This is a genomic window from Methanobacteriaceae archaeon (assembly GCA_029219465.1).
Classification (GTDB): Archaea; Methanobacteriota; Methanobacteria; order Methanobacteriales; family Methanobacteriaceae; genus Methanocatella.
Window position 1 is genome coordinate 395359 of the sequence record JAQXTL010000004.1, and the last position, 14751, is coordinate 410109.

The window sequence follows — 14751 nt, forward strand, 5'->3', positions numbered from 1 at the left end:
ATAATATGGATAATTTTGAGTTTTCAATCATAATCCCAACTCATAATTCTGAATTGGGAATAAATAAATCCATAGAATCAATAATTAATCAAACCCTTGACTTTGAAAGAAATACTGAAATTATTATTATAGATAACAACAGTGAGGATGACACTAAAAAGATAACTGAAAAATACATCTCCAAATATCCTGAAAACATTAAATATTTCCAGTTAGGTGAAATAGCTATTTTTGATGCAAAAAACAATGTAGTTAAAAACGCACGTGGGAAATTTATCGGATTTTTAGAACCTCACGACACACTATCAAGTGAGTCATTATCAAAATTTTTAGAGTTTTCTAATGCAAATAATAATTTAGATGTTATTTTACTTCCCATTTTATATAAAAAACATTACTTAATTCCTAAAGATAATTTAAACGTTGATTTAGTTAAAAATCCACATTACTGCCAATATTTAGGATTATCCACATTTTTTAAAAAGACATCTGCAAATGAGATTTCATTTTTAGATGTCTCTAATGAAAACATTAGCTTTTTTAGTGAAATATTGATTAATAATCCTTATTTAGGAATTTGCAGTGATGCACAATACTTTGCACAAAATATTGATGAAAAAATTTATCCTGCAAACAACAATCCATACTACTTAAAAGAGTATGAAAAATTCATTAAATACAATTTTATTAATTTAAAAGAAAAATGTCTTGATCAATTTGGAGAAATTCCAAAATTCATTCAATTTAGTTTTATAAATCATTTAAGATGGATTTTATCTGTTAAAAAAACCAAGGAAGATATCCCCTTAGTTGAATTAAAAGAAATTATCAGATGCATTGATGATGAGACTCTCCTTAATAGCTCATTACTTAGCGATGAACTTAAAACAGCATCATTCTTATTAAAATATGATAGCTTGGATAACGACTTAATGGAAAAATTAAACCTTAATACTGTTTTTATTGACATTTACGATATTATTGACAATAAACTCCATATTTTAGCCAATATGAAAAATATCAAAAAAGATGTTGATGTTTTAGTAAATGGAAAAGCAATTAAAACAAAAAAGTTTAGCTTTGATAATAAATACGACCATATTCTTGGTCATAACATTATAAAAGACTGTTCATTTGAGTGTGAAATTCCAATTAACACTAAAGAGAAGTTTAAACTTGAATTTAAACAATCAGATAAAAACTTACATATTGATTTTTCAAGACCATGTAACTTCTCCAAAAAAATTGGTTATGCTAAAACCAAACAGTATCTAAGTATTCTAAAAGAAGATTACATTTCAATTAAAAGTAAGACTTCACTTAAATGGATTAAAGAGGAAATAAAAAGCTCACTAAACTTAATTAAATCTCATGATTTTGAATTTATCAAAGCTTTTCCATTTAGAGTTGCATATATGCTTAGCTATCCTTTCTTAAAAAATAAGAAAATATGGTTTTTTATGGATCGCCCTGACGAAGCAGATGATAACGGTTTAGCACTTTTTAAATATGCTGTTAAACAGGATGATGATATATCCAAATATTTCATTATAAGTTCAAAAAGCAAGGATTATAATGAAATTAAAAAGATTGGTAATGTTATTTCCCATAAATCTCTAAAACATCGTTTTTTAGGCATGTTTGTTACAAATATCATAACTTCACATCCGGATAATGGAATTATCTATCCTTTCTGGGGAGGTTATCCGTATTTTGCAGGATTATTAAAATCAAACACCATGTTTTTACAGCATGGTATCACAAAGGATGATGTTTCAGGTTGGTTAAATAAAGCAGACATGAATTTATCTTTGTTTGTTACTTCAGCCAATCAAGAATATGAATCAATCTTTAAATATTCTTACAACTATGATGAAAATACAGTTCAATTACTTGGTTTTCCTAGATATGACTATCTAAAAAGTAAGAAAAATGCAAAACAAATAGTTATAATGCCATCATGGAGAAAAGATTTAAATCAAAAATCCAAAGAATACATTAAAGAAAGTGAATTTTTCAAAACATTTAACTCATTAATCAATAATGAAAAATTAATTAAAATTGCATCCCAAAAAGGATATGAAATAATATTTAAGCCACATCCTAACGTTTACAGGTTTATTGATTTATTTGATAAAAATGAGTATGTCAAAATAGATTATGAAAAAGAAAGATACCAGAAATTCTTTAATAACGGATCTTTAATGATTACTGATTATTCTTCAGTAGCTTTTGATTTTGCATATCTCCACAAACCAATATTATATTATCACTACAGCAAAGATTATCATTTTGATTTAGAAAATAGCTATTTTGATTATGAAACTATGGGATTTGGAGAAGTTGTGGATTGTGAAGAAAAATTAGTAGATTTAATAATCGAATATATGGAAAACAACTGCAAAATTAAAGAAGAATATGATAGAAGAATAAATGAATTTTTCCATTTCAATGATAAAAACAACTCCAAAAGAGTGTATGATAAAATAAAAGAAATTAAATTAAAGGATTAATTCCATATTTTGCATTCCTCTTTCAAAACTTCCAATTTTAACTCTTTTTTTATTGAAAATTTTAAATCCAATTTTTTCATAAAGCTTTTTAGCACCAGTGTTTCTAAAATCAGCATCCAATGTAACACGGTTTAGGTTTTTTGCTTTAGCATAGTCAATAACATCACTTAAGACTTTTCTGCCTAAGCCCTGACCTCTCATGGAGTCATCTATTGCAATTTCTGCAACATACAAATCTCCTTTTTTAACATCACATAAAACAAAATAGTCAAGAATATCTACAATAATTAATTTCAATGGTTTTAATCTGAATTCAATAATAGACATTTTAGATATGTATGCCATTAACATACCGATAAGCTCATCATCATCATTAAGAATTACTTTGAAATTACTTTCAGGTTTATGCTTTTTTAAATCCTTTTCAATGGTTAAAATAGCCTGCTTTTCATCTTTAAACAACATATCAAAAGTTCTAAAATCAACATCATAAACATATTTGGCAACTTTATAAGTATCATGGAGTTTAGGATCAAAATTTACATATTTCAAATTAATCACCGTTAACGATAGTAAGTGCAAATACGCCTGCTCCAAAACCATTGTCAATATTTACAACAGCAATTCCTGGAGCACATGACTGAAGCATTGCATCAAGAGCAACTCTTCCTCCTTCGCCAACACCATAACCTACAGAAGTTGGAACACCAATAACAGGAACATCTACAAGTCCTGCAACAACAGAAGGCAATGCCCCTTCCATTCCAGCACAAACAATGATTGCACGAACATCCTCTTCAATCATAGCTGCAATTTGTGGAAACAATCTATGGATTCCTGCAACACCAATATCATATGATGTAATAGCTTCACATCCACCTTCCTCTACAATTACACGTGCTTCTTCTGCAACATTAATATCAGAGGTTCCCGCAGTCATAATTCCTATTTTTGCGCGAGGCTGTCTTTTTATGACTTCTTTTCTTATAATAAGGATTTGAGCCTTTTTGTTATATTCATAAATAAAAGTGTCTTCACCTAAATCTTTTAAGATATTCTCATATCTCTCATTTGATAATCTTGTAATTATTAAATTATCATTATCAGAATTCATATATTCTCTTATAATTAAAAGTAAATCATCATAATCTTTACTTTGGGCAAAAACTGCTTCAGGAAAACCAGTTCTGTTTTTTCTTTTAACATCAAACTTGGCAACTTCATCAAATTCCAAAATATGATTTGCATTGATTAATTTTTCTGCCTCATCTATACTGACTTTCCCTTCAACTAATCTCTCAAGAATATCTTTCATAATATAATATTTAAGATAAAATTATATAAAATTTAACTTACAATATTATAATTTAATGAAAGCATTGAAGATTTTAACACAGGGAATTGTACAAGGTGTAGGATTTAGACCATATGTTTATAGATTGGCAAGTGAATTAGATCTTAAAGGTTATGTCAGAAACCTTGGAAATGTTGTTGAAATCGTTATTGAAGGTGAAAACAGCAATTTATTTGTTGAAAGACTTCCAAAAGAATTACCTCCAATTGCAAGAATTGATACTATGGATGTAGAATCAATCAAAAACAATGCTTACTCTGATTTTGAAATTATTGAAAGTGAAGATTCCTATTCTGGAATTAGTATTATCCCACCTGATGTTGCTATTTGTGATAAATGTCTTGAAGAAATACGCAATCCAACTGACAGACGTTATAAATATGCTTTTAATGCATGTACTGACTGCGGACCTAGATTTACAGTAATTGACAATGTTCCATATGACAGAATAAGAACATCTATGGATGAATTTCCATTATGTGATGAGTGTTTAGAAGAGTACACAAAACCTCTAAACAGACGTTACCACGGAGAAGCAATATGCTGCAGTGATTGTGGACCAAAAATGGAAATCTATGAAGGACAAACAAAAATTGAGACAGAAAACCCAATTAAACTAGGTGCAGATAAATTAAAAGAAGGTAAAATCTTAGCTATTAAAGGAATTGGTGGAACACACCTTGCAGTTGATGCTTATAATGATGAAGCAATAAAAGAGCTTAGAAAACGTCTAAACCGTCCAAATCAGGCTTTTGCAGTAATGTGTAAAGATTTAAAAACTGCTCAAAGTTATGCTCAATTAACAAAAAAAGAAATTGAAACAATTACTTCAAATAAAAGACCTATTGTGATTTTAAAGAAAAATGATGGATATAAATTCCCTAAAAGTTTATCTCCAGGACTTCACAATATTGGTGTGATGCTTCCATACTCCCCAATGCATTATTTGCTTTTTGATGAAGGAGATATTGATACTTACGTTATGACTTCAGCAAATATTCCTGGAGAACCGATGATGATTAAAAATAAAGATATCATCAACGGAGTTAATGATTATTCACTTGTACATAACCGTAAAATCCTAAACAGATGTGATGATTCAGTTATTAGATTTAGAAACAATGAAATGTCATTTATCAGAAGATCACGTGGATATACACCTGAGCACTATAAAATAAATTATGAAGTAAATGAAGCTAATGTACTTGCATTAGGTCCTGAACTTGATGTTACATTTGCAATTGCAAAAGGTGATACAGTATATCCTTCACAGCATATTGGAAACACAAATAAACCAAAAACATTGGAATTCCTTAAACAGGCTATTGAACATATGGAAAAAATCACAAAAATCAATGAATTTGACATAATCGCATGTGATATGCATCCTCATTTTTTCACAACAAGACTTGCTTACGAATTAGCTGAAAAATACGGCGCTGAAGTATTACCAGTTCAACATCACCACGCACATTCCACCGCTCTAGCTAATGACAATGAAATTGATGAAATGATTGTAATAACTGCAGACGGAGTAGGTTATGGAAGTGATGCAACAAGCTGGGGTGGAGAAATCCTATATACTGATATTAAAAGCTTTGAGAGAATGGGACACTTACAACCTCAATTAATGCCTGGAGGAGATGTTGCTACAAAATATCCTGCTAGAATGCTTGCAAGTATATTAAATGATGAAGAGTTAATTAAAAATTACTCTGATTATTTCAAATATGGTGAAATTGAAATAAAAAATATATTCAAGCAAATAAATGCTGGAATTAATGTTGGTAAAACAACAAGTACAGGTAGAATTCTTGATTCCATGGCTGTTGCTCTTGAAATATGTAATGAACGTACATACGAAGGAGAATGTTCAATGAAACTTGAATCCGCAGCATATTACTCCACAAAAGATATAGAAATCCCAATTATTATTGAAGATAATGTCTTAAACACAACTGAGATATTAAAAGAAGTTGTTAGATTATATCAAAATGGAGAAAAAAAGGCAGATGTTGCTGCTGCTGGACAAAATGCTGTTGCACGTGGATTATGTGAACTTGCAATTACTGCTGCTAATAAAAAGAACATTAATGAAATTGGAGCAACCGGTGGAGTATTTTATAATGAAGCTATTACAGATACTGTTAAAAATTATTTGGAAAATAGTGGATTTAGATTCATCCAGCATAAAAATACCTGTGCAGGAGACGGTTCTGTATCTCTTGGTCAGGCAATAATTGCAAAAAAAGTATAAGAAATGGTTAAAAACCATTAAAATTATCTATTTTTTAAGGTTCTCTCAAGAATATACTCAGCCCTTTCCTTAAGATTACCATACAATCTTATTTGATTTTTCAACTCTTCAATTGCTTCAAGTTGTCCATCATCGATTCTTTTTTCAATGTCTAATAATTTAGACCATTCATCTCCTGATGGAAGCTGTAAGGTATTAAGCATATCTTCAGACAAGTTAACATCAAAAGTATTTCTATTAATAGTAATATGAATATTAACTTCGTTTTGTAAATCATAGTATTTACGTGGACGACCTCTTAAAATCTTCTTATATGAAGAATTTAAAATTCCTATGTCTTCCATAGCACGTAAATGAGCTATAATTGCCTTTTGACCAATGTCCAATTCATTTGAGATTTCACTAACAAACATAGGTTCTTCTCTTAAAAGATTTATAATATCTCTTCTAGTCTTACAACCCATTACATCAAGGATGTCTTCTTTGTCAATCCCTCCCAATTGGTCATTATAGTTTCCGTTAATTTCTATTCGGCCATTAGAAGAATTGACATTTTTACTATTTTTTTTAATGTCATCATTTCTAACCATGATTATACATTATATCGAAACCTTTATATAACTTTTTGTTACTATAATAATGTAAGAGAAAGATAACTTTTGGTTACTTTAATATTTTGGTTATGAAAAACTCAATGTAATAACTTTGAATAAATGAACCATTTTCCCATATGTCCATAAATTCCCAAAAACCAATATTAAAGCCCAAGAAGTTTGAGTTCTCGTAGTAAAAGTTATTACAAAGTTTTTCAAACAACCTCAAAAGGTGCAAATATGACTGACGAAAAAAAAGACGAACCTGAAGTTGAGAGCGAAGTTGAATCTCAAGATATTCAAGAAAAATATGAAGAACTTCTTGAAGAATTAGAACTTAAAGAAAAAGAATTGCAAGAAGTTAAACAAGCTCTTGAAAAACAAGAAGAAGAAACCAAAGAATACATTTCACTTTCACAAAGACTTCAAGCAGATTTCGAAAATTTCAAAAAGATTACTGATAAAAGAAATAAAGATCTTATCAAATTCGCAAACGAAGATATAATAAAAGATTTTCTTGACTGTTACGAAGATTTCGGTAGAGCTTTAGAAATCGAAAATGATGATGACTTAAAAGAAGGTGTAGAACTCATCTATAATAAATTCAAAGACATCTTAACAAAAGAAGGAATTGAAGAAATTCCAACAAAAGGAGAAAAATTTGATTTGAACAAACATGAAGCAATGATTGTTCAAAAATCCGATGATGTTGAAAATGATTATATTATAGAAGAATTAATGAAAGGATACATGTACAAAGATAAAGTCCTTAAATACTCAAAAGTTATTGTTTGTAAAAAATAATGTTTATTGATTTATTATAAAAAATTAGGTGATAATTATGTCTGATACTAAAAAAGAAAAAATTATTGGAATTGATTTAGGAACAAGTAACTCTGCAGCATCTGTACTTGTAGGAGGTAAACCAACTGCAATCCCTTCAGCAGAAGGAGCAAGCCAATACGGTAAATCTTTCCCAAGTTACGTTGCATTTACTGAAGATGGTCAAATGTTAGTAGGAGAACCAGCAAGAAGACAAGCTGTAACCAACCCAGAAAACACAATCAGCGCAATTAAAAGAAGTATGGGTACTGACCACAAAGTAACCGTAAACGGAAAAGAATACTCCCCACAAGAAATTTCCGCATTTATCTTACAAAAAATTAAAAAAGATGCAGAAACATTCTTAGGAGAACCTGTAGAAAAAGCTGTAATTACTGTACCTGCTTACTTTGACGACAACCAAAGGACTGCAACCAAAGATGCAGGAACTATTGCTGGACTTGACGTTGTAAGACTCGTAAACGAACCAACCGCAGCAAGCCTTGCATACGGTCTTGATAAATCTGACGATGATGAAGATATGAACATTATGGTTTACGATTTAGGTGGAGGTACCTTAGACGTAACCATTATGGAATTCGGTGGAGGAGTATTTGAAGTAAGAGCTACCAGTGGAGATACCCAACTTGGTGGTACTGATATGGATAACGTATTAATCCAATACTTAGCTAACGAATTCAAAACCAAAGAAGGTATCGATTTAATGGATAACGATCAAGCAGTACAAAGATTAAGAGAAGCTGCTGAAAAAGCAAAAATCGAATTATCCACTACTACCACTACTCAAGTTAACTTACCATTCATCGCAATGGGTGCTGACGGAACTCCTAAAAACTTAATTATTGATCTTACCAGAGCAAAATTAGAAGAATTAGTTGATTCCATTGTAGAAAGATCCGGAAAACCAATGCAACAAGCATTAGATGATGCAAAAATGAGCAAATCTGAAATTGACAAAATCATCTTAGTTGGTGGACCTACCAGAATGCCTATTGTACAACAATATGTTGAAAAATTCATTGGTAAACCAGTAGAACGTGGTATTGACCCTATGGAATGTGTATCCATGGGTGCTGCTATTCAAGGAGGAGTATTAGCTGGTGAAATTAAAGACATCGTTCTTTTAGACGTAACTCCATTATCCTTAGGTATTGAAACCTTAGGTGGAGTATCTACTACCTTAATTGAAAGAAACACTACTATTCCTACCAAGAAAAGCCAAGTATTCTCCACAGCTGCAGATAACCAACCTTCTGTAGATATTAACGTATTACAAGGAGAAAGAAAAATGGCAGCAGACAACACTTCCCTTGGACGTTTCCAACTCGTAGGTATCCCACCTGCACCAAGAGGTGTTCCACAAATCGAAGTAACCTTCGATATTGACGCTAACGGTATTATTAATGTAACTGCTAAAGATAAAGGAACTGGTAAAGAACAAGCAATTACCATTACTTCCTCAACCAAATTATCTGATGAAGAAATCGAAGAAAAAATCAAAGAAGCAGAAATGAACGCTGATGCTGATGCTAAAAGACAAGAAGAAATCGAAGTCAGAAACAACGCAGATTCATTAATCTACACTTCCGAAAAAACATTAGATGAACTCAAAGATCAAGTATCTGAAGATGAAAAATCACAAATTGAAGGACTTGTAAAAGAGTTAAGAGATCTTCTAGCTGGCGATGACATTGATGCCATTAAAGCAAAATCCGATGAATTATCCAATGTAATTCAAGAGATTGGTGCAAAAATCTACCAACAAGCACAAGCTGAAGCACAAGCACAACAACAAGCAGGTGCTGATCCTAACGCTGGTGCACAAAACGCAGATGATGACACAATTGATGCAGACTATGAAGTTAAAGATTAGATTAAATAACACAGTTTTATTTCATTGTTAGGTTAATAAAAAATCAGAATCAATCAATAAACTGACAATGGATAAAACTATTATTTTTTCTATCTATTTTTTTTAAAATTATTTTTTACTAGGGTGAATAAATGGCAGACAAGCGTGATTATTATGAAGTTCTTGGAGTAGATAAATCTGCTGATGAAAAGACAATTAAAAAAGCTTATCGTAAATTAGCCAGAAAATACCATCCAGACGTTTGTGATGAACCGGATGCAGAAGATAAGTTTAAAGAAGTAAGTGAAGCTTACGCTGTCTTGTCCGATGATGATAAACGCCAAAGATACGATCAATTTGGTCATGCAGGAATGGATGGATTTAGTGCTGAAGACTTCTATCAAAATGTAAACTTTGAAGATATTTTCCAAGGATTTGATATGGGAAACATCTTTGAAATGTTCGGTTTTGGTGGAGGCGGACGCTCCAGAGGTGGAAGAGCTGGCCTTCAAAGAGGTTCAGATATCTACACAGAAATACCAATAACTTTAGAAGAAGCATTCAACGGATGCGAAAAAGAAATAAAAATTACCAGAAGTGAATTATGTCCTACCTGTAAAGGATCTAAATCCAAACCTGGAACTACTCCTAAAACATGTCCAACATGTGGAGGAACTGGACAAATCAAAGAAGTAAATAACACATTCTTAGGACAAATGGTTAATGTAAGACCATGTAGAGATTGTGGAGGTTCTGGTAAGCTTATTACAGATCCATGTGAAGAATGTCACGGAAAAGGTAGCATAAGAAAAACCAAAACAATTAAAATTGAAATCCCACAAGGTGTGGACGAAGGAAACCACTTAAGAATTTCCGGTGAAGGAAATTGTGGAGAATCTGCAGGCCTTGAAGGAGATTTAATTGCTACAATTCATGTGAAAAGAGATAAAAGATTCACACGTGAAGGAGACCACTTATACTTAGAACAACAAATCAGTTTCCCTCAAGCAGCACTTGGTGATTTAATTAGTATCCCAACCATTGAAGGAAAAGAAATCGAGTTTAAAGTTACTCCTGGAACACAAAGCGGAACTGTTTTCAAATTAAAAGGACAAGGTATGAACTCAGTTAGACACAACATCAGAGGAAACCTCTATGTAACAGTTACAGTTGTTGTTCCTAAAAAATTAAGTTCAAAACAAAAAGACCTACTTACTGAATTTGCTGAAGCAAGTGGGGATGAAATTAAACATGTTGAAAAAGGAATCTTTGACAGAGTTAAAGATGCAATGAAGTAGATTAGAACATCTAATTTACTTTCATTTTACTTTTCACAAATTACCACAAATCCAAACCATCAAATAATTAACTAAACGTATTATTAAATAACTATTTTTTAAAAATATACGTAATTTCATATAACATATATTTAAAATTCTAAAGCCCTATTTCGAAAATGATTCAAAAGAATTTAGTAATATATCAGAAAAGCATACATTTTCTAAAAATATTCTAATTTTTGTAAAAAAGCATAATCTAAACTAAAATCCTGATAAAATTTTAACCCCCGAATAATCAATTAAACGGATGATTAAATTAATAGTTATGAAAAAATATCTAAAATAGCAAACCAGATATTTGAAATTCTTAATCAATATCAAAATAGCAATACAATTCAAGTTATAAGTGTATGAAAAATAAAAAAAGTAATAAGGATTAAAAATCCCTATTTTTTAACAACAATTTTAACAGCTTTTGAACTGTCTTTGTAATAAGTGTTTCCTGCAAATTTAACTACAGCAGAGTAAGTTCCTTTTTTAGTTAATTTAGTAATTTTAAAGGTAGCCTTACCGTTAGAAGCAGTTACTGCAGTGTAGGTTTTACCGTTTACTTTAATGGTAACTTTTGCATTGCTAATAACTTTACCAGAAGCATCTTTTAAAACAACAGTGTATTTTTTAGTTTTAGTACTTGCTTTGAAAGTCTTTTTAGCAGCCACTACTTTAGTTGCTTTTTTAGTAATAACAACTTTGGAAGTTAAACTGGAAGCAGCGTAGTTGTCGCCTCCGTCAAATGCAACGTTTAAAGTGTAGGTTCCAGCTTTAGTAGCTGAGAGTTTAACGTTAATAGTACCGTTTTCATCAGTAGTGTAAGTACTGGTTTTACCATTAAAGGTTACATTTACATCTTGATTTGCTAAAACATTACCATTTACATCTTTTAATACAATGTTGTAGTAGTAACCAGATTTTATAGTAGTTAAGAATACAGCAACAGAAGATTTTGCAATAATTTTACTGGATAATTTTGTAACAGTAATTTCTGTGTTAACGGTTTTAGGACCGTAGGTGTCGTTACCATAGTAAGTAATTAAAGCATCATAGTTACCTGCATTTAAATTAAGTGCAACATTAGCTACACCTTTAGAATCAGTAGTTGCAGTATAAGAAACACCATTAACAATTACATTTACTAAAGCATTAGTAATAGCTTCACCATTTTCATCATAAACAGTTACAGGTAAAGATACTCCATTAGGATTAAATACAGTAGATACACCCGGAGCAAAGATAACAGTTTTGATTGAAGGAATGTTATCAGAAGCTACAAATCCGTTATCTGAGATAATAGAATTAACACCAACAGCTTTTTTAGATACTAAGTAGTTTTCTTTGATGGTTAAATCAGATCCGTTAGCATAAATAGTGTAGTCACCAAGAGTGGTAATTTCATTAGAAATAATATCAACATCACCATTTAAAACTTTAATACCAATACCAGAAGTACCAATAGTGTTAGTGCTAATTGATGCATCTCCTTTGATACTAATACCTAAAGATTGTTTAGGTAATAAAGAATCACCAGTACCATCAGTTCCATTTTCACTACCATGAGTACCAACTACGTTATCAACAATAATTGCTTCACCTTTGATACTTATGACAATTCCATATGTGTAATTACCATATGCAAAAATAGTATTTTGAGATACAATAGGATTTTCTTCCATTAATTCAATTGCACATGAAGCATAAGCATTAGTTTCAATTTTATTAGCTTCATAGGTCATATTTTCGATAGGACCCATGTAATCAGCAGAACAAATTCCGTAAGCTGCTTTTTGAGCAACTACATTAATTTCATTGTTTTTAATAATTCCATTGGTTGATAAAGCATCAACATTAATTCCGTTTGCATAATAGTCATCAGATTTAACATTAATTTTGTTATCACTAACAGTAGCATTATCAGCAGCTAAGTAAAGACCGTAAACATAAGAGTGACCTTCTGCAGTAATGTTATTATTAGAAATTACAACACCTGAACTTACTATAGGATATACTAAGTTGAAGTCATCATCGAAATCATAAATATAAGCATTACTTCTGATACTTACAACGTAGATAGTATCATAAGAACCACTAACTTTATTGTATTTTAAATTAATACGGTTGTCTGTAATGGTTAAATTATTACAGTAATAGAAAACAATACCTTCACTAGCAATAGTTGGTTCGTAAGTAATTGGGTCATATCCAACAGCTACAGAAGGTAAGCTAATATCAACATCATTGTTTTTAAAAGTAACATTAGTACAAGCTATTTCATCTTCATCATCACCAGATACAAGAATAGCATTATTAACAGCAGCACCGGAAGTGTTTCCAACAAATACTATTTTATTATCTTCAATGTTTAAATTGTTTACACCATTTGCACAAATAGCATAACTTTCAACATCATCAACATTATCAACATAAATCTCATTATCGTTTATGAAAATATCTTTTCCACCAACAAGGTTGATACCAATACCAGTAGAGTTTACATAATTTTCTCCAATAGCCATATTACCTTTAACAGAAATACCAAAAGTATTTTTAGATAATAATGAATCTCCGACAGCATTTTCTCCATCATTAGTTCCGATAACGAGAATATTGTTACCACTGATTTCTCCAGATTTAGTTACACTTGAAACGATACCAAATGCATAAGTACCATTCATAACAATAGAGTTGTCTGTAATTTTGGTGTTTGTTTCTACAATTTCCATACCACAAGCAGCGTAAGCTTCACCAGCAATTGTGTTGTTGGAGTATACGACATCTTTAACAGCTCCATTGAATTGGTAGGAATAAATACCATAAACAGCATTAGGAGCTTTAAGAGTTATTAAATTGTCACTTACGTCACCATCAGATGAAGGACCTTCAATAGAAATTGCGTTTGCATAATAAGCATCAGCAACAACATCAATCACATTATCTGAGATAACAAATTCTTCAGCAGATAATAAAATTGCATATACATAGTTATTACCAGTAACATTAATCACATTATTAGTAATTTCAATATTTGAAGAAACAATAGGCTCATCAGATATGAAGTTGAAAGGATTTCCTCTAACACTTAATGCGTAAATAGTATCATAATCACCTGAAACTTTATTGTATTTTACATTAAGACGGTTATCATTGAATTTTACATCATCACAATAATAGAATACAATACCTTCAGACATTACTTCAGGAGCATAAGTTAATGGATCATAACCAACAGCAACAGAAGGAATTTCAATATTGAATATATTACCTTCAATTACAATTCCACTAGCTGCAATTTCCGAATCTTCATCACCAGTTACAAAAATAGCATTATTAACAGTTGTCCCATCGGTGTTACCAACGTAATTTAATGTGTTGTTAATAATTTTTAAGTCACTAACAGTGTTTGCAAGAATAGCGTATGAACTACTACCCTCAAGTGCATTGAAATTGATTACATTATTAGATAATGTTACACCACTTACACCATATAATGTAAATAATGCATAATCAGAATGAGTAAAGTTAAATCCATCAATTACAACATTATCACCAGCGATAACAAAAGCAACATTATTTAATGCAACATTATCACCAGTTAATTTGATAGCTTTAGAAATACTTATATAATTAACATCAAGACCAGTAAAATCGCCTTTAAAGACCAATTCATCACTAGTAACTGAATCTAATAAATTTCCTTCAGCATCAAAGTAATTATAAAATGTGTCTTTAGTTACGACAGACTGTGTTTCATCACTTTCAGATAAAAGATAACTATCATCTATAGTTAAACTATTATCATCATTTATCTCCACATTACTTACAGTAGCATTATCTTCAAGTGCAAAAGCACAACTAGAAGACAATAATATTACTGAAAGTAAAATCAAAGAGAAAATAAATTTTTTTCCTTTAATAATTACACCCCAATTTAAAAATATTAAATAAGCCAATAGTCAAGATTAAATGATATAATTTTTAAATTAATTGACTACAATTAATAATTGT

General features: G+C 30.7%; 9 protein-coding genes. 5 read left to right on the forward strand and 4 right to left on the reverse strand.

All coding sequences use genetic code 11. The features are described from left to right. The first annotated feature begins 5 nt into the window (after nucleotides 1-5). Nucleotides 6-2513: a CDP-glycerol glycerophosphotransferase family protein gene (locus tag PUD86_03740; protein ID MDD6776387.1), complete on the forward strand. Its 2508-nt coding sequence runs from the start codon at nucleotides 6-8 to the stop codon at nucleotides 2511-2513. Here the strand turns inward: PUD86_03740 and PUD86_03745 are convergent. Beyond that, nucleotides 2502-3065 (reverse strand): GNAT family N-acetyltransferase, encoded by a 564-nt coding sequence (locus PUD86_03745; GenBank protein MDD6776388.1) that lies wholly within the window; start codon nucleotides 3063-3065, stop codon nucleotides 2502-2504. The genes PUD86_03740 and PUD86_03745 overlap by 12 nt on opposite strands. Before the next feature lies 1 nt (nucleotide 3066). Next, the gene (gene larB, locus PUD86_03750) at nucleotides 3067-3828 is read right to left on the reverse strand and encodes a nickel pincer cofactor biosynthesis protein LarB (GenBank protein MDD6776389.1); all 762 of its coding nucleotides are present in this window, start codon (nucleotides 3826-3828) and stop codon (nucleotides 3067-3069) included. 55 nt (nucleotides 3829-3883) lie between these two features. On the opposite strand from larB, the gene hypF reads away from it, so the two are divergent. Beyond that, nucleotides 3884-6124, forward strand: coding sequence for a carbamoyltransferase HypF (gene hypF, locus PUD86_03755; GenBank protein ID MDD6776390.1), 2241 nt, complete (start codon nucleotides 3884-3886; stop codon nucleotides 6122-6124). Nucleotides 6125-6147: 23 nt separating this feature from the next. On the opposite strand, the gene PUD86_03760 is transcribed toward hypF, so the two are convergent. Next, entirely contained in the window at nucleotides 6148-6714 is a 567-nt protein-coding gene (locus PUD86_03760; GenBank protein ID MDD6776391.1) for an ArsR family transcriptional regulator, read from the reverse strand. Between the two features lie 243 nt (nucleotides 6715-6957). Here PUD86_03760 and PUD86_03765 point away from each other — a divergent pair, with 243 nt between their 5' ends. From PUD86_03765 to dnaJ, 3 genes are all read left to right on the forward strand, one after another. Further along, nucleotides 6958-7521, forward strand: coding sequence for a nucleotide exchange factor GrpE (locus tag PUD86_03765; GenBank protein MDD6776392.1), 564 nt, complete (start codon nucleotides 6958-6960; stop codon nucleotides 7519-7521). 37 nt (nucleotides 7522-7558) lie between these two features. Next, a complete protein-coding gene (gene dnaK, locus PUD86_03770) occupies nucleotides 7559-9433 on the forward strand; it encodes a molecular chaperone DnaK (protein MDD6776393.1) in 1875 nt (624 codons plus the stop codon). A gap of 131 nt (nucleotides 9434-9564) precedes the next feature. Then, nucleotides 9565-10710: a molecular chaperone DnaJ gene (gene dnaJ / locus PUD86_03775; protein ID MDD6776394.1), complete on the forward strand. Its 1146-nt coding sequence runs from the start codon at nucleotides 9565-9567 to the stop codon at nucleotides 10708-10710. A 428-nt stretch (nucleotides 10711-11138) separates the two neighbouring features. Here dnaJ and PUD86_03780 read toward each other — a convergent pair whose 3' ends face one another. Beyond that, nucleotides 11139-14609: an Ig-like domain-containing protein gene (locus tag PUD86_03780; protein MDD6776395.1), complete on the reverse strand. Its 3471-nt coding sequence runs from the start codon at nucleotides 14607-14609 to the stop codon at nucleotides 11139-11141. Nucleotides 14610-14751: the final 142 nt, after the last annotated feature.